Annotated in this window: 23 protein-coding genes; 12 read left to right on the forward strand and 11 right to left on the reverse strand. The window is 71.9% G+C overall.

Annotated elements, in window-relative coordinates; genetic code table 11:
- Positions 1-48: 48 nt before the first annotated feature.
- Positions 49-1014, forward strand: coding sequence for a GNAT family N-acetyltransferase (locus tag ACZ7OU_RS46120; protein WP_470260108.1), 966 nt, complete (start codon positions 49-51; stop codon positions 1012-1014).
- Here ACZ7OU_RS46120 and ACZ7OU_RS46125 read toward each other — a convergent pair.
- A complete protein-coding gene (locus tag ACZ7OU_RS46125; protein ID WP_470260109.1) occupies positions 995-1897 on the reverse strand; it encodes a 2-hydroxyacid dehydrogenase in 903 nt (300 codons plus the stop codon). The genes ACZ7OU_RS46120 and ACZ7OU_RS46125 overlap by 20 nt on opposite strands.
- A 49-nt stretch (positions 1898-1946) precedes the next feature.
- Positions 1947-2291 carry a VOC family protein gene (locus ACZ7OU_RS46130; protein WP_470260110.1) on the reverse strand — a complete coding sequence of 115 codons (345 nt, stop codon included), beginning with the start codon at positions 2289-2291 and terminating at the stop codon, positions 1947-1949.
- Positions 2292-2413: 122 nt separating this feature from the next.
- On the opposite strand from ACZ7OU_RS46130, the gene ACZ7OU_RS46135 reads away from it, so the two are divergent.
- From ACZ7OU_RS46135 to ACZ7OU_RS46145, 3 genes are read left to right on the forward strand one after another with little or no spacing between them, the layout of a single operon-like run.
- Complete coding sequence (locus tag ACZ7OU_RS46135; protein ID WP_470260111.1) at positions 2414-4162, forward strand: proline--tRNA ligase; 1749 nt, start codon at positions 2414-2416, stop codon at positions 4160-4162.
- Positions 4162-5043, forward strand: a complete 882-nt coding sequence (locus tag ACZ7OU_RS46140; protein ID WP_470260112.1) for a DUF8017 domain-containing protein — start codon at positions 4162-4164, stop codon at positions 5041-5043. Before ACZ7OU_RS46135 ends, ACZ7OU_RS46140 begins: the two co-directional genes overlap by 1 nt.
- A 26-nt stretch (positions 5044-5069) precedes the next feature.
- Positions 5070-5735 (forward strand): hypothetical protein, encoded by a 666-nt coding sequence (locus ACZ7OU_RS46145; RefSeq protein ID WP_470260113.1) that lies wholly within the window; start codon positions 5070-5072, stop codon positions 5733-5735.
- Here ACZ7OU_RS46145 and ACZ7OU_RS46150 read toward each other — a convergent pair.
- Entirely contained in the window at positions 5713-7836 is a 2124-nt protein-coding gene (locus ACZ7OU_RS46150) for a bifunctional lysylphosphatidylglycerol flippase/synthetase MprF (protein ID WP_470260114.1), read from the reverse strand. The genes ACZ7OU_RS46145 and ACZ7OU_RS46150 overlap by 23 nt on opposite strands.
- Positions 7837-7947: 111 nt before the next feature.
- Positions 7948-8643, reverse strand: coding sequence for a haloacid dehalogenase-like hydrolase (locus tag ACZ7OU_RS46155; RefSeq protein ID WP_470260115.1), 696 nt, complete (start codon positions 8641-8643; stop codon positions 7948-7950).
- A gap of 104 nt (positions 8644-8747) precedes the next feature.
- On the opposite strand from ACZ7OU_RS46155, the gene ACZ7OU_RS46160 reads away from it, so the two are divergent.
- A complete protein-coding gene (locus tag ACZ7OU_RS46160; RefSeq protein ID WP_470260116.1) occupies positions 8748-9752 on the forward strand; it encodes a YhgE/Pip domain-containing protein in 1005 nt (334 codons plus the stop codon).
- Here the strand turns inward: ACZ7OU_RS46160 and ACZ7OU_RS46165 are convergent.
- The 3 genes from ACZ7OU_RS46165 to ACZ7OU_RS46175 all read right to left on the reverse strand — a co-directional run bounded on the left by ACZ7OU_RS46165 (position 9690) and on the right by ACZ7OU_RS46175 (position 12195).
- Positions 9690-10100, reverse strand: coding sequence for a secondary thiamine-phosphate synthase enzyme YjbQ (locus tag ACZ7OU_RS46165; protein ID WP_364380539.1), 411 nt, complete (start codon positions 10098-10100; stop codon positions 9690-9692). The genes ACZ7OU_RS46160 and ACZ7OU_RS46165 overlap by 63 nt on opposite strands.
- 87 nt (positions 10101-10187) lie before the next feature.
- A complete protein-coding gene (locus ACZ7OU_RS46170; RefSeq protein ID WP_470260117.1) occupies positions 10188-10832 on the reverse strand; it encodes a response regulator in 645 nt (214 codons plus the stop codon).
- A 55-nt stretch (positions 10833-10887) separates the two neighbouring features.
- Positions 10888-12195 carry a sensor histidine kinase gene (locus ACZ7OU_RS46175; protein WP_470260174.1) on the reverse strand — a complete coding sequence of 436 codons (1308 nt, stop codon included), beginning with the start codon at positions 12193-12195 and terminating at the stop codon, positions 10888-10890.
- An 86-nt stretch (positions 12196-12281) separates the two neighbouring features.
- Between ACZ7OU_RS46175 and ACZ7OU_RS46180 the strand changes: the two genes are divergently transcribed.
- Together ACZ7OU_RS46180 and ACZ7OU_RS46185 are read left to right on the forward strand one after the other, a co-directional pair.
- The gene (locus ACZ7OU_RS46180) at positions 12282-12629 is read left to right on the forward strand and encodes a hypothetical protein (RefSeq protein WP_470260118.1); all 348 of its coding nucleotides are present in this window, start codon (positions 12282-12284) and stop codon (positions 12627-12629) included.
- Positions 12626-13006 (forward strand): hypothetical protein, encoded by a 381-nt coding sequence (locus tag ACZ7OU_RS46185; RefSeq protein ID WP_470260119.1) that lies wholly within the window; start codon positions 12626-12628, stop codon positions 13004-13006. The genes ACZ7OU_RS46180 and ACZ7OU_RS46185 overlap by 4 nt, the downstream gene beginning before the upstream one ends.
- A 35-nt stretch (positions 13007-13041) precedes the next feature.
- Here the strand turns inward: ACZ7OU_RS46185 and ACZ7OU_RS46190 are convergent, their stop codons facing one another.
- The 3 genes from ACZ7OU_RS46190 to ACZ7OU_RS46200 are packed head-to-tail and all read right to left on the reverse strand — an operon-like array spanning position 13042 to position 15437.
- Positions 13042-13242, reverse strand: coding sequence for a hypothetical protein (locus tag ACZ7OU_RS46190; protein ID WP_470244814.1), 201 nt, complete (start codon positions 13240-13242; stop codon positions 13042-13044).
- A 7-nt stretch (positions 13243-13249) separates the two neighbouring features.
- Complete coding sequence (locus tag ACZ7OU_RS46195) at positions 13250-14359, reverse strand: fatty acid desaturase family protein (RefSeq protein ID WP_470244813.1); 1110 nt, start codon at positions 14357-14359, stop codon at positions 13250-13252.
- A gap of 10 nt (positions 14360-14369) precedes the next feature.
- On the reverse strand, positions 14370-15437 hold the full coding sequence (locus tag ACZ7OU_RS46200) for a ferredoxin reductase (protein ID WP_470260120.1): 1068 nt from the start codon (positions 15435-15437) through the stop codon (positions 14370-14372).
- Between the two features lie 93 nt (positions 15438-15530).
- On the opposite strand from ACZ7OU_RS46200, the gene ACZ7OU_RS46205 reads away from it, so the two are divergent.
- The 5 genes from ACZ7OU_RS46205 to ACZ7OU_RS46225 all read left to right on the forward strand — a co-directional run bounded on the left by ACZ7OU_RS46205 (position 15531) and on the right by ACZ7OU_RS46225 (position 19853).
- Positions 15531-16193 carry a TetR family transcriptional regulator gene (locus ACZ7OU_RS46205; protein ID WP_470260121.1) on the forward strand — a complete coding sequence of 221 codons (663 nt, stop codon included), beginning with the start codon at positions 15531-15533 and terminating at the stop codon, positions 16191-16193.
- Positions 16194-16316: 123 nt separating this feature from the next.
- Positions 16317-17429: a Re/Si-specific NAD(P)(+) transhydrogenase subunit alpha gene (locus tag ACZ7OU_RS46210; RefSeq protein WP_470260122.1), complete on the forward strand. Its 1113-nt coding sequence runs from the start codon at positions 16317-16319 to the stop codon at positions 17427-17429.
- Positions 17426-17740 carry an NAD(P) transhydrogenase subunit alpha part 2 gene (locus ACZ7OU_RS46215; RefSeq protein ID WP_470260123.1) on the forward strand — a complete coding sequence of 105 codons (315 nt, stop codon included), beginning with the start codon at positions 17426-17428 and terminating at the stop codon, positions 17738-17740. Before ACZ7OU_RS46210 ends, ACZ7OU_RS46215 begins: the two co-directional genes overlap by 4 nt.
- Positions 17737-19125, forward strand: coding sequence for an NAD(P)(+) transhydrogenase (Re/Si-specific) subunit beta (locus ACZ7OU_RS46220; RefSeq protein WP_470260124.1), 1389 nt, complete (start codon positions 17737-17739; stop codon positions 19123-19125). Before ACZ7OU_RS46215 ends, ACZ7OU_RS46220 begins: the two co-directional genes overlap by 4 nt.
- Complete coding sequence (locus tag ACZ7OU_RS46225; protein ID WP_470244807.1) at positions 19122-19853, forward strand: lipoate--protein ligase family protein; 732 nt, start codon at positions 19122-19124, stop codon at positions 19851-19853. The genes ACZ7OU_RS46220 and ACZ7OU_RS46225 overlap by 4 nt, the downstream gene beginning before the upstream one ends.
- 43 nt (positions 19854-19896) lie before the next feature.
- Here ACZ7OU_RS46225 and ACZ7OU_RS46230 read toward each other — a convergent pair whose 3' ends face one another.
- Positions 19897-20355 carry an Lsr2 dimerization domain-containing protein gene (locus tag ACZ7OU_RS46230; protein ID WP_470260125.1) on the reverse strand — a complete coding sequence of 153 codons (459 nt, stop codon included), beginning with the start codon at positions 20353-20355 and terminating at the stop codon, positions 19897-19899.
- Between the last annotated feature and the right edge of the window lie 35 nt (positions 20356-20390).

A 20390-nucleotide genomic window follows, 5' to 3' on the forward strand; every position in this document is an offset into this window, starting at 1 on the left:
GCGTAAATCGGGGTGCGCGGACGCCGCCGTCCGGCCTAGCCTCGCGCCATGGACCTCACCTGGCGCCCGTTGACCCTCGACGACGTCCCCGCGTTCGCCCGGCTGTACGCCGCCGCGGAGGAGGTCGACAAGACGGGTGACCACTTCAGCGACGAAGACCTCCGCGAAGAGCTCGAAGGGCCCAACATCGACCTGGCCCGCGCCACGATCGGCGCCTGGGCGGGGGAGACGCTCGTCGGCTACGGCCTGATCCGCCGCCGCGACGCCGCGAACCCCGTCCACATGCTCCGGCTCCAGTCGGTCGTGCGCCCGGAGTACCGGGCCGCCGCCGTCGGCGCTCACCTGGTCGAGTGGTTTTCCCGCACGGGCCGCGAGGTCAACGAGCGCACCTTCCCGGACGCGCCGTTCGAGCTGCACCACGGCCAGCACCAGAACGAGCGCTGGATCGCCGGCGTCCTCGCCGGCGCCGGGTACACGCACGCGCGGACGATGGTCAACATGCGCGTCGGCCTCGCCGACCTGCCGCCGCAGCCGCCGCTGCCCGACGGCATCGAGGTGGTCCCGTTCGACTTCAAGCACGACCTCGCCGTGCTCGACGCCCGCAACGACACCTTCGGCGACCACTGGGGCAGCACGCGCTACGAACCCGACGCCTGGCGCCACCTGGTCACCGGCTCGAAGGACTTCCGGCCCGACCTGTCGTACCTCGTCCTCGACGGCGACAAGGTCCTCGCGTTCGTGCTGAGCCACTTCTACGCGTCCGAAGCCGAGGCGACGGGCGTCCGCGAGCACTACGCCAGCTGGGTGGGAACGCGGGCGGTGCTGCGCGGCCGCGGCGTCGCGTCGGGGCTGCTGGGGCACACGCTCGTCGCGGCGAAAGCGGCGGGGTTCGACCGGTCGGCGCTGAACGTCGACGTCGACAACGCGCACCGCGCCCTCGGCGTCTACGAGCGGTGCGGCTACCGCGTCGACGACGAGTGGCACGTGTACGTGCTCACTCCGCCACGAGATTGAGCAGTTCCTCGCCCTTCGCGTACCTCCGCAGCTGCTCCGCCGCGAGCTTCTTCGCGCGCGGGTAGAACGACGCCGACCCGCCGGCGATGTGCGGGGTGATCACCACGCCCGGGACCGTCCACAGTGGATGGTCCGCGGGCAGTGGTTCCGGGTCCACGACGTCGAGTCCCGCGCGCAGGCGTCCGGTGCGCGTCTCCGCCAGGAGGGCGCCGGTGTCGATCGCCGTGCCGCGGCCGACGTTCACCACCAGGGCGTCGTCCGGCAGCGCGGCCAGGGCCTTCGCGTCGAGCAGGCCGCGCGTCGCGGGGGTGTCCGGGAGGATCAGCACCACGATGTCGGCCCGGGGCAGCAGGTCCGGCAGCTCGGCGACGCCGTGGACGTCCTCGTCCGGCCGCGCGCGGCTCGCCACCCGGGTCACCACCGCTTCCGCGGCGACGAGCTGACGTTCGATCGCCCGCCCGATCGAGCCGTGGCCGACCAGGAGCACGCGGCTGTCGGCGAGCGACCGCGTGTGCTCGCGGGTCCATTCGCCGCGCGCCTGCTGCGCGATCCAGCGGGGCAGGTCGCGCTGCGCCGCGTGGATCAGCGCGAGGGCGTGCTCGGCGACGCTCAGGTCGTGCAGCCCCCGCCCGTTCGCCAGCCGCACCCCCTCGGGCAGCAGCGGCACCAGCGTCTCGACGCCGGCCGACAGCGACTGCACCACCCGCAGCGACGGCAGCTCCGCGATGAGCTTCGGCGGCTCGGCCCCGCGGTCGTAGGGCAGCACGTAGAACTCGACGTCGTCCAGCCCGGCCGGCGGAGGCTCGACGCCGTCGTAATAGGCGGCTTCGAGCCCCTCCGGTACCTCGATGTCGGTCCACGGCAGCAGTACGCGAGCGCTCATGCCGCCTTTCTACCCGCTGGCGCGTGTGGTGGCCCCGCAGGTCGCCGGCTCACCCCGAGACGCAGAACTCGTTGCCCTCCGGATCCGTCAGCACCGTCCACGCGAGCCCGGGCACCTCGTGCTCCGCCACCTCCGTGGCCCCCAGCCCGACGAGCCGCTTCACCTCCGCCCCGCGATCGTCCCCGCCGAAGTCGACGTGGACCCGGTTCTTCCCCGCGCGGGGCTCCGGCACCCGCTGCAACCCCAGCGGCAGCCCGCCCTCCGGCGGCGCCAGCACCAGGAACTCGCCTCCGTAATCCTGCGCCACCGTCGTGCCCAGTGCCGCCGTCCAGAACTGCGCCAGACCGCGCGGATCCGCGCAGTCGATCGTGATCATGCCCATGTGGATCGCCATGCCCCGAAGCTAGCGGCGACCACCGACAAAAACCGGCCGCCGAGTAACCCGTTGGAGTCACGGCCGGGGGAGTGACTACCCTGAGCGGGACTTTCACACCCGCCCGGAGCAGGGAGCTCGCAGTGATCACCAGGACTTCGTCGTTGTTCCTTCGCACCTTGCGCGAGGATCCGGCGGACGCCGAGGTACCGAGCCACCGGCTCCTGGTACGCGCCGGCTACGTCCGCCGGGTCGCCCCGGGCGGGTACTCGTGGCTGCCCCTCGGCCTGCGCGTGCTTCGCCGCGTCGAAAACATCGTGCGCGACGAGATGAACGCCATCGGCGCGCAGGAGATCCAGTTCCCCGCGCTGCTGCCGAAGGAGCCCTACGAGGCGACCGGCCGCTGGACCGAGTACGGCGACGCGCTCTTCCGCCTGAAGGACCGCAAGGGCGCCGACTACCTCCTCGGCCCGACGCACGAAGAGCTCTTCACGCTGACGGTCAAGGGCGAGTTCAACTCCTACCGCGACTACCCCGTCACGCTGTACCAGATCCAGACGAAGTACCGCGACGAAGCGCGTCCCCGCGCCGGCATCCTGCGCGGCCGCGAGTTCGTCATGAAGGACTCGTACTCCTTCGACCTCGACGACGAGGGCCTGGAGCGCTCCTACCAGGCCCACCGCGCCGCCTACACGAAGCTGTTCGACCGCCTCGGCCTCGAGTACGTCGTCGTGAAGGCGACGTCGGGCGCGATGGGCGGCTCGGCGTCCGAGGAGTTCCTCGCGGTCGCGGAGACGGGCGAGGACACCTACGTCCGCAGCACGGAGTCGGGCTACGCGGCGAACGTCGAGGCCGTCGTGACGCCCGTGCCGGCCGCGCAGCCCGTCGAGGGCCGCCCCGAGGCGCAGGTGCACCACACGCCGAACACCCCGACCATCGAGTCGCTGGTGAACTTCCTCAACGCCGCCGGGCTCGGCCGCGAGTTCACCGCCGCGGACACGCTGAAGAACGTCATGCTCAAGGCGCGTCAGCCGGGCGCGAAGGAGTGGGAGCTGGTCTGCGTCGCGCTCCCCGGCGACCGTGAAGTGGACATGAAGCGCCTCGAAGCGTCGCTGGAGCCGGCCGAGGTCGCGCTGCTCGACGAGGCCGACTTCGCCAAGAACCCGTTCCTGGTCAAGGGCTACATCGGCCCGAAGGCGCTGCAGGACAACGGCGTGCGCTACCTCGCCGACCCCCGGATCGTGCCCGGCACCGCCTGGGTCACCGGGGCCGACAAGGTCGACCACCACGTCGTCGACCTGCTGGCCGGCCGCGACTTCACCCCGGACGGCACCATCGAGGCCGCCGAGGTCCGCGAGGGCGACGCGTCGCCGGACGGCCACGGCACCCTGGTCGCCGCGCGCGGCATCGAGATCGGCCACATCTTCCAGCTCGGCCGCAAGTACGCGGACGCGTTCGAGCTCGACGCGCTCGGCCCCGACTCCAAGCCGATCCGGATCACGATGGGCTCCTACGGCGTCGGCGTCTCGCGGCTGGTCGCCGTGCTCGCCGAGCAGAACCACGACGACCTCGGCCTGATCTGGCCGCGCGAGGTCTCGCCGTTCGACGTGCACATCGTCATGGCGGGCAAGGACGACGCGGTGCGCGCCGGCGCCGAGAAGCTCGCCGCCGAGCTGGACGCCGCCGGTCTCGAGATCATCCTCGACGACCGCAAGGCGACCCCGGGCGTCAAGTTCGCCGACGCCGAGCTGGTCGGCGTGCCGACCATCCTCGTGGTCGGGCGCGGCCTGGCCAACGGCGTCGTCGAGGTCAAGGACCGGCGCACGGGCGAGCGCGAGGAGATCGCGGTCGACGCCGTCGTCGAGCACCTGGTCAAGCTCGTCCGGTCCTGATGGGCCGGTTCTCCCGGCGTTCCGAAGACCCGACGCCGGGGTACGAGGACAACGAGGCGCTCCGCGGGTTCGGCGGCTACGAACCCGCGGACGCGCCTTCTCCCGAGCCGCCGCGTGCGCGGCCGAAGCGGATCCGCCCGGCGCCGAAGCCGCTGAAGTGGCGGCGGGCGCCGTGGCTGGGGCTCGTGCTGATCGCGCTGATCGCGGGCGTGCTGAACGCGCTGGGCGTCGGCAAGGCGCACCAGACGTCGTCGACGCCGACGTCGCGGCCGCCGCGGGTGGAGACGCCGGCGCCGCGGACGGTCGTCCCGGCAGTGACGAGCGGCTGGCAGTCGGTGGCGGCCCGGGACGGGGCGTACGCCTACGACGTCCCGCCGTCCTGGGAACCCGCGCCGACCACTCAGCACGGCTGGGACCAGCCGGCGATCCGGCTGATCACGAGCGCGTTCCTGGGCAAGGACTTCTGCGCCCGGGACACGCTGGGCGGCGCCGGCGTCACCACGGAGCCGCTCGCCGACCCCGAGGCCGCGGCCCGCAAGGTCGCGACGGACCTGGCGACCGGCGCGTACGGCGGGACGTCCCAGGTCGGACCGGGCACGGACGCCCAGCTGACGAAAGCGGACGGCACGCAGGCCCCGGCCCGGATCGTGGTCGCCGAAGTGATCCCCGCGGCCACGGGCGAGTGCGCGGCGAAGCACGCGCTGGTCGCCGCGATGGCGTTCGGCACCGGGAGCGCGTCGGGCGTGGTGGTGGCGTATGCGGACAGTGACCGCTCCGGACCGGCGATCCGCGAAGACCTGCTGGGGATCGTGAAGAGCTACCGGTTCGTGCCGGCCGCGGACCGGAGCACGACGACTCCGCCGCCGACCACCTACCGCTGAGCGCCGGGGTTCGGCAGGCTGGGCCCATGGACGAACGGCTCGCGCGCATCCGGACCGTCGCGTTCTCCGTGCTCGGCGTCGCCGGGGTCCTGCTGCTCTTCGGGCCGCTGCTGGCGAAGGCCTGGCGCTGGCTCGTCGAGCCGCGTGAGCCGGACTGGTGGGGCGCGGCCGGGCAGTGGGCCGGCGCCGTCGGGACCGTCGCCGCCGTGGCCGTCGCCCTGTGGATCGCCATCCGGGACGGCCGGGTCGCGCGGGCGGACCGGGCGAAGCGGGAGCTGCGCGAGTGGCAGGAGCAGGCCGCGAAGGTCACCGCGTGGATCGAAACCACGGACGCGGGTGAGGTCCACATGATCGTGTCCAACGCCAACTCCGAGGCGGTGCACCACGTCGTCGTCTCGTTCGACCTCGTGCGGAGCCTGCCGATGACCGGGTCCACCCTGCACCGCGGGCCGCGGATCGAACCGGACGAGTACCTCTACGCCGTGCTCCCGCCGGGGAAGTGGCGCATGCCGGTGCGCGACGGGCGGCGGATGGAGCACACCACGCCCGGCGTGATGCTCGCCTTCACCGACTCCCGCAACGGGCACTGGCTCCGGCTGACCGACGGCACCCTGATCGAGAAGACCCAGAACGTCGTCAGCCGCCGGAAGATCCAGTTCCCGCAGCGGATCAGCGTCCCCGAGAGCTACTGACCAGCTTCGCCAGCTCGCGCAGCCGGACGTCCGGCAGGTAGGCCCGGCTCAGCGCCAGCCCGATCCGCGGCAGGTCCGCCTCGTCGCGGTAAGCGAGGTACAGCGGCACGTGCCGGGGCTGGAACTTCGCCTTGAACGCGTGCAGGGAACGGAATCCGTAGTACGGCTCCATGACCCGGCCCAGCGACTCCAGTGCCCGGTCGACCGTGCGGGCCGGGCCGTCGTCGCCGCTGCGGGCCAGCGGAGCACCCGAAAGCGAGACGAACCGCGCGCCCTCTTCGCGGAACTGCACGCACGCCGACGCGATCAGGAACTCCATCACCGGGCGGAAACCGTGCGGGCTGCGGCGCATGACGTCCAGCGTCCAGCCGCCCACCTTGCCCGCGCCCGTGTGGACCGGCAGCCACGACGTCACGCCGTGGACCGTGCCCTCCGCGTCGACCGCCAGGCCGACCCGCGTCGCCGGGTCCATCGCCTCGTCGAGGCCGCCGAGCGTGAAGCCCATCTCCGGCATGCCCTTGCCCGACATCCACTCCTCCGACAGCGCCCGGACCTGGGCGAGGATGGGTTCCGGCTGGTCGGCCAAGCGGACCAGCCGGAAGTCGATGTCCTGCTTGGCGGCCTTGTTGAGCGCCGAGCGGACGTCCTGCCACGCCTTGCCGCGGAACTCCAGCCCCTCCAGGTCGAGCACGTTGTCCTCGGCGACCTGGACGTGCTGCCAGCCCTGTTCGCGCGTGGCCGCGACCGTCTCTTCCGTCGCCGAGAACACGCACGGCACCAGGCCGGAGTTCTCGCACATCGTGGTGAACTCGGTGACCGTGGCCGCCGCCGTGCCGTCCGGCGCGATCGGGTCGCCCAGCGCGACGGCGACGCCCGCGTGCTCGCGGTAGGCGAGGTAGGACCGGCCGTCCTCGCGGACGAAGTAGGTGTTGCGCGGCCAGGTCGTCATCCACGACAGCGTGCTGCCGCCGTGGCGCCCGAGCAGCGTGCGGGCCAGCGCCACCCCCGGACCCTGCGCGTGCCGCCGGAGCCGCCGCCGGGACGGGACGCGGAACGCGCGCTGCCCGGCGATCAGCACGACCAGCAGGACCGTCCACAGGAGATTGTCCACGAAGAACAGCGGCAGGCCCGTGGTGTCGTAGTCCGCGCCGAAGACGTCGGCCAGCCCGTAGAGCGTGGCGTCGCCGAGGGCCTGCAGGGTGACGAAGACCGACAGCGCGACGGCCCAGCGCCACGCGACGCGGCCGCCCTTGCGCAGCCCGTTGACCATCGGCACGGCGATCAGCACGAGCAACGCCAGCTCCGGCGCCGACAGCGAAACCGCTTCGGTGGAACCGAACGGGCCCTCGCCGGGCACCAGGAACATCACGATCTCGGCGATGGTGAGCAGCAGCAGGCCGGCGACGGTCAGCAGCCGCCACTCACGCAGGTTCGGCCCCGCCGACGGCACCCGCCGCGAGCCGACGAGCCGGTTGCCCAGCGGGATCGCCGCCACCAGCGCGAAGAAGTGCACGAGGTCGGCCAGCGTGCCGACGTAGACGATCGCGACCCCGGCGTACACGCAGAGCCCGGCCCGCAGCCGCAGCGCCCACGGCGGCCGCAGCGTCGCGCTGGCGACCGCGACCGCGGCGAGCGCGCCGCCGGAGAACCCGACGTCGAGGCTGTCCGCCATGCGCTCGGCCCACACCCAGCCGGAGTTGCCGCACAGCGCGAGGAACTGCGTCGCGACGAGCACCGAGACGAACTGGCCGCCGATGGTCACGGCCATCGCGCGCCGCGTCCCCAGCTGCCACTCGGCGAAGCCGGCGAAGAGCGCGAAGCTGCCGACCATCGGGAGGTAGTACCAGGGGACGACGGCGAAGAACGGCCCGGTGAGCATGGTCCACCACCGGCCCGTCTCCAGCGACGGCAGTCCGTAGGCGATGAACGGGTAGGCCGCGCGGTCTTCGGCGGCGTTCCAGAGCGCCCCCGTCGCGACGGCCAGCACGAGCATCGCGAGCACGACGGTGCTGGTGAACGGCAGGCGCTGCCTGAGCACCGCGACCGTGCCGCGGATGCGTCCCCCTCCGGCGGGCCCGGCCGCCGACGCTGCTTCAGTCATGCCCGGAAGTCTGGCGAACCGCCGTCTCCGTCCACATCAGGCGAAGGAAGGAGATTTACCCCTAAGGGGTCCTCCCTTCGAATGAGGGACATCCCCACCCGAGGACGACTTTCAGCCGAACACGGCGGTCCGCACGGCGTCGGTGTCGGCCAGGTCCGGCAGCACGATCCGCGCGCCGGCCGCCCGCAGCTCGCCGGCGCTGTAGAGCCCGGTCGCCACCGCGATCGGGAGTGCGCCGTGGGCGAGCGCGGCTTTGACGTCGTTGGGGGTGTCGCCCACGATGACGATCTCGTCGGCGCCGAACGGCGTGCCGTGCTTGGCCGCCGCCAGCGCCACCGCGTGCGGGACCAGGTCGGGCCGGTGCACCGAGAGCGTGCCGTAGCCGCCGATGTCCAGGTCGAGGTGCTGGTGCAGGCCGAACGCGACGAGCTTGTGCCGCGAGATCTCCGGCAGGTTGCCGGTCACGAGCGACTGGACGACGCCCTCGTCCCCGGCGAACGCGGTCAGCGCTTCGGCCGCGCCCGGCAGCGCGCGGGCCTCCACGGGGAAGCGGTGCGCGGCGCGTTCCGACTCCGCCACCAGTGCCTTGAACATCGCCTGGATCGTGTCCGGGGCGGGGTCGAAGCCGTTCGCGGTGAGCAGCTCGGTGGTGGTCGCCAGTTCGGTGCGGCCGCCGAACACCGGGTCGACGCGCAGGGTCGCCCCGGTCGCGGCGGTGAACGCGGCCGCGTACCAGGTCGCGCCCAGCCGGGCGAAGTCCACCAGCGTGTGGTCGATGTCCCAGAGCAGCAGCCGCTTCTTCGTCACGGGACCGAGGCTACCGGCGGTGCTATTCAACACGCGTTGACTTTCTGGGGACGCGGTCGTACCTTGGCTTTAATTCAACAAGCGACGAATAACTGGAGGTTGTCATGACCGCTCCCGTCCGGCGCCCCGCCGGGGCGCTCGCCCTGGTCGCCGCCGTGGCCGGCGCGCTGGTGGCCGTGGTGCTCGGGTTCCTCACCTTCGGCGCGCAGGCCACGGCCGCGCCGGACGGCGTCCCGGTCGCGGTCGCGGGCCCGCCCGAGGTCGCCCTGCGCATCGCGGCGCACGGCGGTGGCGCGCTCGAGTGGACCGTCGCGTCCGCGGCCGACGCGCGGCAGTTGCTGGAGGACAAGAAGGTCTACGGCGTGCTCGAAATCGGACCCGGGCCGTCCGCCACTGTCGTGACGTCGGGGGCGGTCAACCCGGCCGGGACCCAGGTCGCGCAGCAGGCCCTGACCGGGGCGGCGTCGGCGCTGGCCGGCGCCCCGAAGCAAGAGGTGCTGCACCCGGTGACCGTCGCGGGCCGGACCGCGCCGCTGGCCGCGTCCGCGCTGGCCTGGATCGGCGCGCTCGTCGCCGGGCTCGCCCTGACGCAGCTGGCCAAGCGAACCGGCCGCACGGTCGGCGCCGGCGCGCGGTTCCTGCAGGTCCTCGGGGCCGGGGTGCTCGTGACGGCGGTCGTGGCCGGGTTCTTCGCGCTGTGGGACGCCGCGCTGCCGCTCGACGCCGGCGTCCTGGGGTTCGTCTTCCTCGCCGCGACGGCGTTCGCGGCCCTGCAGGCGGGGCTGCTGCGCCTGCTCGGGCTGCGCGCGATGGCCGTCCTGGGCCCGCTCTACCTGGTCGCGCCCGCGGTCGCCGGGCAGGTGCCGGAGCTGCTGAACCCGGCCTACCGCACGCTGCTGTGGTCGTGGACGCCGTTCCGCTTCTCGGCCGAAGGCCTGCGAAGCCTGCTTCAGGGCGTGCCGGGGGCGCCCGACGTCACGACCGGCGTCTGGGTGCTCGGCGCGCTGCTGGCCGCGGGGCTCCTGCTGGCGCTGTGGCCCGGCCGGTCAGCCCGCGAGGAGGCTGAACCGCACCTTCCGGACCGGGTTGTCGAGGTTGGTGTCCACTAGGCAGATCGACTGCCAGGTCCCCAGCGCGAGGACGCCGCCGAGCACCGGGATCGTCGCGTAGGGCGGCACCAGTGCCGGGAGCACGTGGTCACGGCCGTGACCCGGGCTCCCGTGCCGGTGCCGCCAGCGGCCGTCGCGGGGGAGCAGGGCGTCGAGCGCGGTCAGCAGGTCCTCGTCGCTGCCGGCACCGGTCTCGAGGATCGCCAGCCCGGCGGTGGCGTGCGGGACCCAGACGTGCAGCAGCCCGTCCGCCGCGTCCGCGTCGCGCAGGAACGACTCGGCCTCGTGGGTGAGGTCGTGGACGATGGCTTCGGAGCCGGTCCGGACCTCGATCTCGGTGGAGTACATGCTCCCCAGCCTAGGGAGCGCTCGAACCGGCGGCCACCACGAGCATCCCGGCGGTCATCACGACCGCGTCGTCGACGGGCTGCCGGCTCAGGAATCCAGGTAGCGCAACACCGCCAGTACCCGGCGGTTGTCCCCTTCGGACGGTGGCAGGCCGAGCTTGCCGAAGATCGACGTCACGTACTTTTCGACCGAGCCGGCCGAGAGGAACAGCTCCGCCGCGATCGCGGAGTTCGACCGGCCTTCCGCCATCAGACCCAGGACCTCCCGCTCCCGCGGCGTGAGCCCGCTGAGCGCGTCGGTCCGGCGCGTCGCCGAGAACAGCTGGCTGACGACCTCGGGGTCGAGCACCGTCTCCCCGTCCGCGACGCGGCGCAGCGCGTCGAGGAAGTCCGACACCTCGGCGACGCGGTCCTTGAGCAGGTAGCCGACCCCGCCCGCGCGGTCGGCCAGCAGCTCGGCGGCGTACTTGGTCTCGACGTACTGCGAGAACAGCAGGACCGCGCGCCCCGGCGACTCCCGGCGCAGCGAGATCGCCGCCCGCAGGCCCTCGTCGGTGTGCGTCGGCGGCATCCGGATGTCCACAATGGACACATCGGGAGTGTGCTCCTCGACGGCGGACCGCAGCGCGTCGCCGTCCTTGACCGCGGCGACGACTTCGTGGCCGCGGAAGGTCAGCAGCTCGACGAGACCCTGGCGCAGGATGGTGGAGTCCTCCGCGATGACGATCCGCATGCGGGCGAGCCTATCGGGACGGCGGCACCCGCGCGGTCACTTCGGCCGGTCGCGCCTAGCGGGGGAGTGGTACCCGGGCGGTCACTTCGGTCGGGCCGCCCAGTGGGCTCGCGACGGTCAGCTCGCCGTCGACGGTCCGCAGGCGTTCGGCGACCCCGGCCAGCCCACCGCCCGGGACGAGCCGGGCGCCGCCCGGGCCGCGGTCGCGCACCCGCAGCCACAGGACGTCGCGCTCTTCGGTGACTTCGACGTACGTCGTCGTCCCGCTGTGCTTCGCGGCGTTCGTGAGCAGCTCGGCGGCGCTGAAGTAGACGATCGTCTCCAGCGACGGCGGCGGCCGGCGCGGCAGGTCGACGGCGACCCGCGCGTCCATCCCGGACGTCGCGACCAGGGTGGCCAGGGCGACGTCGAGCCCGGCGTCGAGGGCGGCGGGGTGGATGCCGCGGGCGAGGTCGCGCAGCTCGGTCAGCGCCTGCTTCGCGTTGGTGTGTGCGGCGGTGACCAGCTGCTTGACCTGGGGAAGGTCGACGTCTTCGAGCTCGTCCTTGGCCAGCCCGAGCTTCATGGCGAGCGCGACGAGCTGGGCCTGCGCACCGTCGTGCAGGTCACGCTCGATGCGCCGCAGCCGCAGGGCGGAGTCCTCGACCGCCGTCGCACGGCTCGCTTCGAGGTCCCGGACGCGCTCGGAGAGCACCCGCGTCCCGAGCAGGCCGACGACCATCAGCCGGTCGAGCGCGACGAAGGCGTGCGTCACCCACGGGAGCGCCACGAGCACCAGCAGCCCCGACGCCGACCACGCGAGCGCACCGGCCCAGTTCGCGGCCTGGATGTCGAACACGTCCAGCCGTTTCGCGCCGAGCGGCCACCAGAGGAAGGCGAAGGGGGTCGCGGCCACGGCGTAGACGGTGGCGGAGGCCATGGTGATCATCCCGGCGAAGCTCAGGGGCAGCCGCAGCAGCAGGTAGCCGGCGGTCCGCCAGCCGGCGGGATCGCCGACGCGGGCCCGGACCCAGGCCCACAGCCCGGGCTTGAGCTCGGGCCGCCGAGGGGCGGGCACACTCACACCGAGCAGCGCTTTGGCGAGCCCGCGGTGCAGCGCACCGAGGCCGCGCACGTAGGAGATGGCACCGGCGAGCACGAGGAAGCCGAGCAGCACGGGCGTCAGCCCGAGCCCGAACGCGAGCACGAAGAGGAAGCTGAGCAGCGAGAAGAAGGTCAGCGGGCCGGAGAGCCAGAGCCAGAGGTACTCGGCCCAGAAGTCCCGCGCGCCGAGAGGCCCGAAGACGCGGCGCAGCGAGCGGGGGCGAGGGACGTCGAGGCTGGTCACGGATTCAGTTTCGCCTGGTCCGGGCCCGCTGCCCATCCGGTTTTCCCCCGGGGCCGGCCCCGGAACGCCCCCGGTGGCCATGACCGTTACCTCCGCTGGGCTTCGACGAAGCGCGTCCAGGCGTGCGGTTCGCGTTCGGCCCGGACGAAGGTGCAGCGGTTCTGGCGAAGCTCGGCGAGACTGGCCGGCGGCACCACGGCTACTACCAGTGGGCCGATCTGGGATTCGCGGTGGTTTACGGGGTGACCTTGTCCGGTGGGCTTTTCGCGTTGTCCGGGAGAAGGAGCCTCGCGGTGATGCCGGTGATCGGGGCTTTCGCCGACTTCGCGGAGGACTTCGGCGTTCTCGCCGCACTCCAGGAGTTTCCGGCACCCGCACGCGGGGCGCTGGCGATCGCCGGGACGGCCGGGGTGGTGAAGCACCTTTGCTTCTGGCCGCGGCCATCGGGGCCGGCGTTTGGACCATCGTGAAGTGGCCGCGCGTCAGGACGAACGGTGTCACCAAGGCGGTGCAGGTCACCACGCTGGTTCTGGTGGCCGGGGCGGCGTTCTGGGCTTACGCGTTCCCCGTGCACTTCGGTGCGCACGGGCACTTGGCCGCCGCCGGTGCGCTGTTCGCCGGGATCGTCGCGGTGGTGGGCTGGAACTACAGGGCCACCAGTCGCGGCCGGTACGGCGTGATCTTCTGGACCATGATGGGGACCCTGGCCGGGTGGCCGGCCGTCCGCCTGTCCGTCCCCTCGCCCTACTGGACGCTCGCGGTGGAGGCGGCGTTGATCGCCGAGTTCGCCTGGTTCCGGATTTGGCAGACGAAGGACCTGGAGGGACGGCCCAACCCGGCGGCGTGATGGCCACCTCGCGAGATGGCCATCACCGACGGGACCTACGGCCGGTCCGGGTCGTCCTCCCGGGCCTTCTGCGCGGCTTCGCGCATCTCGATGACGTCCGTCAGCCAGTCGCCCGTCTCGCGGGCGATGTCGCGGACCGCGCCCGTGATGATCGACGCTATGTTGCCGACGTGCGTCGCGGCTGATTCGGTGATCACCTGCAGGGTGTCCTTCTCGCGTTCGAACTGGCCCACCATGTCACCCTCACGCTGCTCGGAGCTGCCGGTCGGGTTCCACGGTAGTCGGCGACGGCGAACTCTGCGGGAGAGCCAGCTTCACGATCTTCTTCGCCACCGACCAGAGCTGCTTGTGCAGCGGGCCCGTGTGGTACGGCAGCCCGTACTTCTCGCAGATCGCGCGCACCTCGCCGGCGATCTCCGGGTAGCGGCGGGCCGGGATGTCCGGGAACAGGTGGTGCTCGATCTGGTGCGACAGGTTCCCGCTCATGATGTGGAACAGCGGGCCGCCGGTGATGTTCGCCGAGCCCAGGATCTGCCGCAGGTACCACTGGCCCCGTGACTCCGACGCCGTCTCGGCCTCGGTGAAGCTCTCGACGTCGGCGGGGAAGTGGCCGCAGAAGATGATCGAGAACGACCACAGGTTGCGGACCAGGTTCGCGGTCGCGTTCCCGGCGAAGGTCAGCGGCGCCAGCGGGCCGGTCAGCAGCGGGAACAGCAGGTAGTCCTTGCCGACCTGCCGGGACGCCTTCTTGACCATCTTGCGGACGACCTCGGTGGTGTCCGACCACTTGCGCTCGCCCTTGACGATCCGGTCGAACTCCAGGTCGTGCAGCATCACGCCCCACTGGAAGAACAGCGCCAGCAGCGTCGCGTACACCGGGTTGCCCAGGTAGTACGGGTGCCACTTCTGGGCGGTGTCCATCCGCAGGACGCCGTACCCGATGTCGCGGTCCTTGTCGAGGATGTTCGTGTACGTGTGGTGGATGTAGTTGTGCGAGTGCCGCCAGTTCTCGGCCGGCGCCACGTTGTCCCACTCGAAGCGCTGCGAGCTCAGCGCCGGGTCGCGCGTCCAGTCGTACTGGCCGTGCATGACGTTGTGGCCGATCTCCATGTTGTCGAGGATCTTGGCCACCGACAGCGCGCCGACGCCGGCGACCCACGCGGGCGGGAAGAACCCGGCGAACAGCAGCGCGCGCCCGGCCACCTCCAGGCCGCGCTGCGTCTTGATGATGTTGTGGATGTAGTCGACGTCTTCCTGGCCGAGCGAGTCGACGGTCCGCCGGCGCAGCGCGTCGAGCTCGCGGCCGAACTCCTCGACCTGTTCCGGGGTCAGGCGGTCCTGCAGGCCGGTCATGGCAGTCTCCCTAAGCGTCGATCTCGACGTCCCCGACCGGGACGGAGATGCAGAGCTGGATTTCTTCGTCTTCTTCGCCGGAGATCTCGCCCGTCTTGGCGTTGCGGACGCGACCGGCGGTCTTGAGCTGGGTGCAGGAGAAGCAGATGCCCATCCGGCAGCCGTGTTCCGGCGACAGGCCCGCTTCCTCGGCCTGTTCCAGCAACGGCTTCCCCGAGTTGGCGCACTCCCGTCCGCTGCGCTTGAACCGGACCTGGCCCTCGGCGTTCGCCGTGTCGAAGGTCAGCGCCGGCGGGGTGAACTCTTCGGTGTGCGCGCGTTCACCCAACTCCGCGCGCACGGCGTCCATCAGCGGCTTCGGGCCGCAGACGAACGCTTCGGCGTCGCGGTACCAGGGCGCCACCTGCGCCAGGTGCTCCGGCGAGAAGAACCCGCGCAGGTCGCCGCCCTTGGTGTGGGTGTAGGCGTGCACCACCTTCAGCCCGGGGTGCCGGGCGGCGAGCTCGGCCAGCTCGGTGCGGTAGAGCGCGTCGGCCGGGCCGTTCGAGTAGTGCAGGAACACGACCTCGCCGGGGTGGCCTTCGTCGGCCAGCGTGCGGGCCATGGCGAGCACCGGGGTGACGCCGCTGCCCCCGCTGATCAGCAGCACGCGGTCCGGGCGGGTGGCGGGCAGCGTGAACGTGCCGTCCGGAGTGGACAGACCGACCACGGAGCCGGCGCCGAGCGCGCGGTTGAGGTGCCCGGAGACCAGGCCCTGCTCCTTGACGGTGAACTCGAGCTCGCCGTCGTACTGCGAACCGCACGGCGAATAGCAGCGGGTGCGCCGGACGCCGTCGATCTCCACCTGCAGGCGCACGTACTGCCCGGCGGTGAAGCCGGGCCACGCGCGGCTGGGCTTGACGGTGACGGTCACGCTGTCCGGCGTCTGCTTGCGCACCGCCGTGACCAGGCCGCGGATCTCGCGGCGCACCAGCATCGGGTCGACGAGCTCCAGGTAGCGGTCCATCCCGTGCGGGGTCAGCAGCGCCTCGGCCAGCGAGGCGAGGCTGCGCACCCTCCGGGGGATGAGCGCCGTCATCGGAGACCTCCTCGATTACAGTGAACGACTGTACACTCAACAGTGCACTGCAGGAGTGGACTGCCTGTCAACGCGGAACGCGGAGGATGTGACGTGAGCAACGCGGTGGACATCCGTACGCTGATAGACGTGTCCGAAGACTCGCTGACGCCGGTGAGCCGGCAAGAGCGCAAACAGCGCACGCGCCAGGCGCTGCTGGACACCGCCCTCGACCTGCTGGCCGACCGCCCGTTCGCGACGCTCTCCCTGCGCGAGGTCGCGAAGGGCGCGGGCCTGGTGCCGACGGCGTTCTACCGGCACTTCGCCTCGATGGAGGAGCTGGGCGTCGCGCTCGTCGAAGAAGCGACGCGCACGCTGCGCGGCATGATGCGGTCGGCGCGCACCGATCCCGACACCTACCGGGGGATGATCAGCGCGTCGGTGGCCACGGTCCACCAGTTCGTCCGGGCGAACGAGGACCACTTCCGGTTCCTGACGCGCGAACGCTACGGCGGCGGCCCGCTCGCCCGGTCCATCGCGGTCGAACTGCGGATGTTCTCCGGCGACCTCGCGATCGACCTCGCCCGGTTCGCCCCGTTGCGCGCGTGGAGCACCGAAGACCTGCACATGCTGGCGGATCTGATCGTCTCCGCGATGATCACGACCACCATCGAGCTGCTGGAAGCACGACCGGGTGAAGACGCGAAAATCACCGCGACGGCGGAAAAACGCCTGCGTCTGATCCTGCTCGGCATCCCCCAGTGGAAAACGAGCTGAACGCTCCTCCCGCGGCGCTCGTATCTTCTGGCACAACCCCGGGACTTGCGACCGATGTCGCTGGGGAGTGTCGGTCCGGCGTGGTACAACCCACGGATCGTGCCTCGCCGATGAGGAGGTCGTGTGGCGGACAGCGAACAGAGTCAGCAGCTCACCGTGGGTGTGGTGACCGAGTCACGCCCCGGGGAGCGCCGGGTCGCGATGGTGCCCAAACTGGTCGGCCGGCTCGCGCGACGCGGGTTGCGCGTCCTGGTCGAACCGGGCGCCGGGTCCCGCGCGCACCTGAGTGACGACGCGTACACCCAGGCGGGTGCCGAGCTCGGCGACGCTTGGAGCGCCGACATCGTCGTGAAGGTGAACCCACCCGCGCCGGACGAGGTCGCGAAGCTGGCCAGAGGCACCGTCCTCCTCGGATTCCTCGACCCGCGCGGCAACCCGGACGGGCTCGCGAAGCTCGAAGAAGCGGGCTTGCGGGCGTTCGCGATGGAGGCGGTCCCGCGGATCTCCCGGGCGCAGGCGATGGACGCGCTGTCGTCGCAGGCCAGCATCGGCGGCTACCGCGCGGTGCTGCTCGCGGCCCAGAAACTGCCCCGCTTCTTCCCGATGCTCACCACCGCGGCGGGCACCGTGCCGCCGGCGAAGGTGCTGGTGCTCGGCGCCGGCGTCGCCGGCCTGCAGGCGCTGGCCACGGCGAAGCGGCTCGGCGCGCAGACCACTGGCTACGACGTCCGGCCCGAGGTCGGCGAGCAGGTCAAGTCGCTCGGCGCGCAGTTCCTGGACCTCGGCATCGAGGCGGTCGGCGAAGGCGGGTACGCCCGCGAGCTGACCCCGGAGGAGCGCGAGGAGCAGCAGCGGCGGCTCACCGAGGCGATCACGAGGTTCGACGTCGTCATCACCACGGCGCTGGTGCCGGGCCGCAAGGCGCCGACGCTGGTCACCGCGGACGCCGTCAAGGGCATGCCGGCCGGGTCGGTCGTGGTCGACCTCGCGGGCGAGACCGGCGGCAACTGCGAGCTGACCAAGCCGGGCGAGGACGTCGTGGAGCACGACGTCACCATTTCGTCCCCGCTGAACCTGCCCGCCGAAATGCCTTCGCACGCCAGCGAGCTGTACGCGCGCAACGTCACCGAGCTGCTGGAGCTGCTCGTGACGAAAGAAGGCGCGCTGGAGCTGAACTTCGAAGACGAGATCGTCGCCGGCGCCTGCGTGGCCGGGCGCGAAGGGAGCCCAGCATGAGTCCCCTGGTTCAGAACCTGGCGGTGCTGGTGCTCGCCGGGTTCGTCGGCTTCGCCGTCATTTCCAAGGTGCCCAACACGCTGCACACCCCGCTGATGTCCGGCACCAACGCCATCCACGGCATCGTGCTGCTGGGCGGGCTGGTCGTGCTCGGCCTCGGCGTCGACGGCGTCTTCAACAAGATCCTGCTGGTGATCGCGATCGCCTTCGGCACGATCAACGTCGTGGGCGGGTTCCTGGTCACCGACCGGATGCTGTCGATGTTCAAGGGCAAGAAACCCGCTCCCGCCGACGAGGAGGAGCGGAAGTGACCGACTTCGTCGCGATCCTCTACATCGTCGCGTTCGCCCTCTTCATCTACGGCCTGATGGGCCTGACCGGCCCGCGCACCGCGGTCCGCGGCAACTGGATCGCCGCGGCCGGCATGGGCATCGCCGTCATCGCCACCCTGCTCACCCCGGGCATGGGCAACTGGCTGCTCATCGTCCTCGGCGTCGCGATCGGCGCGGTGGTCGGCGTGCCGTCCGCGCGCAAGGTCAAGATGACCGCGATGCCGCAGATGGTGGCGCTGTTCAACGGCGTCGGCGGCGGCGCGGTCGCGCTCATCGCCTGGGTCGAGTTCAACTCCACCGACGGCTACGCGCACGAGCCGGCGTACATCGCCATCGCGTCGCTGTTCGCCGCGATCATCGGCTCGATCTCCTTCTGGGGCTCGAACGTCGCGTTCGGCAAGCTCCAGGAGCTGATCAGCGGCCGCCCGATCACCATGGGCAAGCTGCAGCAGCCGGTCAACGCGCTGCTCCTGCTGGTCGCGCTGGGCTGCGCGGTCGCCATCGTCGCCGGCGGCGACTCCGGCTTCCTGATCGTCGGGCTGCTCGTCGCGGCGGGCATCCTCGGCCTCACCGTCGTGCTGCCGATCGGCGGCGCGGACATGCCGGTGGTGATCTCGCTGCTCAACGCGTTCACCGGGCTCTCGGCCGCGGCGATGGGCCTCGCGCTGGACAACACGGCGCTGATCGTCGCCGGCATGATCGTCGGCGCGTCCGGCTCGATCCTGACCAACCTGATGGCCAAGGCGATGAACCGGTCCATCCCGGCGATCGTCGCGGGCGGCTTCGGCGGTGGCCCCGCGGTTTCCGCGGGCGGGGGTACCAAGGAGGAGCGCCCGGTGCGCGCGACCAGCGCCGCCGACACCGCGATCCAGATGGCGTACGCGAGCAAGGTCGTCGTGGTGCCGGGCTACGGCATGGCCGTGGCGCAGGCGCAGCACACCGTCCGCGAGATGGCGAAGCTGCTGGAGAAGAAGGGCATCACGGTCGCCTACGCGATCCACCCGGTGGCCGGCCGGATGCCCGGGCACATGAACGTGCTGCTCGCCGAGGCCGACGTGCCGTACGAGCAGCTCAAGGAGATGGACGAGATCAACTCCGAGTTCGCCCAGACCGACGTCGCACTGGTGATCGGCGCGAACGACGTCACGAACCCGGCCGCGCAGACCGACCCGAGCTCCCCGATCTACGGGATGCCGATCCTCAAGGTCAACGAAAGCCGGTCCGTGATCGTGTTGAAACGCGGGATGGCCTCCGGCTTCGCCGGGATCGACAACGACCTGTTCTACGATCCGAAGACCAGCATGCTCTTCGGGGACGCCAAGTCGTCGGTGGGCGAGATCGTGGAGGAACTCAAAGCGCTATGACGACCGGGTCGGACGTCCGTGCCGCGTTCACGGATCCGGCCGAGAACCTGGCGTTCGACGAAGCGCTCCTCCGGGTCGCGCCCGCGTCACCGGTGCTGTGGCTCTGGCGCAACCCGGTCTGCGTCGTGGTGGGCCGCGGCCAGCGGATCGCCCGCGAAGTGCGGGCCGAGGAGTGCGCCCGGGACGGCGTCCCGGTGCTGCGGCGGGCCAGCGGCGGCGGCACGGTGTTCCACGACCCGGGCAACCTGAACGTGACGCTGGTCCTGCCCGGGCCCACCGACCGGCCGCTGGAGACGCTCGGCAAGGTGATGAGCGCCGCGGTCGACCAGCTCGGGCTGGTGCCGCGGATCGGCGACCGCGGCCTGTTCGTCGAGGACGCGAAGCTCTGCGGGTTCGCGGTGTTCCGCACCAAGGGCGGGCTGCTGGCGCACTCGACGCTGCTGGTCGAGACGTCGGCCGCGCTGGTCGGCCGCTACCTGACGAGCGCCCCGGCGGACCCGCGGCCGCTCGACTCCCACCGCAGTCCCGTGGCTTCGCTGGCCGAGCACGGGCTGCGTCCCGGGTTCCCGTCGGTCGAGGCGGCGGTGCGCGCGGCGGCGTCGCAGTTCCTCGGGACGCTGGTGCCGCGCCCACCGTCCGCGGCCGAGCTGACGCGGCAGCGGGCGCTGCTGCACACGCGGTACCGGTACCCGCCCTGGCACGCGGACGGTTCCCAGCGCGCGGGCTGACGGGCCGCGAGGAGATCCCGCGGCGCGTCCGTCCACTGTGGACCTACTCGGCCGCCGAGAACGTGATGCCCGGCACCTTCCGCGCCGCCGCGCGCGTGGTCTTCCTCGGCGCCGCCGCCTTGCGCGTGGTCTTGGCCGGTTCGGCCTTCGCCCCCGTGACCTTCGCGGTGGTCTTCGCGGGCTCGGCCTTCGCGGTCTTGGCGGCTGTGGTCTTGGCGGTCGCCGCGCGGCGGCCGGCGACGGGCTTCGCCGCCTTCGTCGTCTTCGGGGCCGCCTTCGCCCGGGGCCGCTTCGCGCCCGGGACGATCCGCGGCCGGCGCTTGCGGCCGCCGGTGCGGCGACCCGCGTCGGCGTAGCGCTGGAGCAGCTCACGCAGGGCGTCGGCGTTGGCGAAGGAGAGGTCGATGTCGTAGTCGATGCCGTCGAGCCCGAACCCGACGGTCTCGGCGGCGGGCTCGCCGGTGAGATCATCCAGGACCCGCACAGCCGTGTTCTTGGCCACGACAAACCTCCCGTGCTCGAACGTGTATTGCGCGC

The organism is Amycolatopsis sp. NPDC114505, from assembly GCF_055633615.1.

Coding starts and splice junctions, on each gene's coding strand:
- ACZ7OU_RS46145 (WP_470260113.1), top strand. CDS start 5,070: ATGGACGAACGGCTCGCGCGCATCCGGACCGTCGCGTTCTCCGTGCTC.
- ACZ7OU_RS46175 (WP_470260174.1), bottom strand. CDS start 12,195: ATGGGCAGCGGGCCCGGACCAGGCGAAACTGAATCCGTGACCAGCCTC.
- ACZ7OU_RS46140 (WP_470260112.1), top strand. CDS start 4,162: ATGGGCCGGTTCTCCCGGCGTTCCGAAGACCCGACGCCGGGGTACGAG.
- ACZ7OU_RS46150 (WP_470260114.1), bottom strand. CDS start 7,836: ATGACTGAAGCAGCGTCGGCGGCCGGGCCCGCCGGAGGGGGACGCATC.
- ACZ7OU_RS46165 (WP_364380539.1), bottom strand. CDS start 10,100: ATGTACTCCACCGAGATCGAGGTCCGGACCGGCTCCGAAGCCATCGTC.
- ACZ7OU_RS46195 (WP_470244813.1), bottom strand. CDS start 14,359: ATGACCGGCCTGCAGGACCGCCTGACCCCGGAACAGGTCGAGGAGTTC.
- ACZ7OU_RS46215 (WP_470260123.1), top strand. CDS start 17,426: ATGAGTCCCCTGGTTCAGAACCTGGCGGTGCTGGTGCTCGCCGGGTTC.
- ACZ7OU_RS46170 (WP_470260117.1), bottom strand. CDS start 10,832: ATGCGGATCGTCATCGCGGAGGACTCCACCATCCTGCGCCAGGGTCTC.
- ACZ7OU_RS46225 (WP_470244807.1), top strand. CDS start 19,122: ATGACGACCGGGTCGGACGTCCGTGCCGCGTTCACGGATCCGGCCGAG.
- ACZ7OU_RS46200 (WP_470260120.1), bottom strand. CDS start 15,437: ATGACGGCGCTCATCCCCCGGAGGGTGCGCAGCCTCGCCTCGCTGGCC.
- ACZ7OU_RS46125 (WP_470260109.1), bottom strand. CDS start 1,897: ATGAGCGCTCGCGTACTGCTGCCGTGGACCGACATCGAGGTACCGGAG.
- ACZ7OU_RS46190 (WP_470244814.1), bottom strand. CDS start 13,242: ATGGTGGGCCAGTTCGAACGCGAGAAGGACACCCTGCAGGTGATCACC.
- ACZ7OU_RS46120 (WP_470260108.1), top strand. CDS start 49: ATGGACCTCACCTGGCGCCCGTTGACCCTCGACGACGTCCCCGCGTTC.
- ACZ7OU_RS46160 (WP_470260116.1), top strand. CDS start 8,748: ATGACCGCTCCCGTCCGGCGCCCCGCCGGGGCGCTCGCCCTGGTCGCC.
- ACZ7OU_RS46130 (WP_470260110.1), bottom strand. CDS start 2,291: ATGGCGATCCACATGGGCATGATCACGATCGACTGCGCGGATCCGCGC.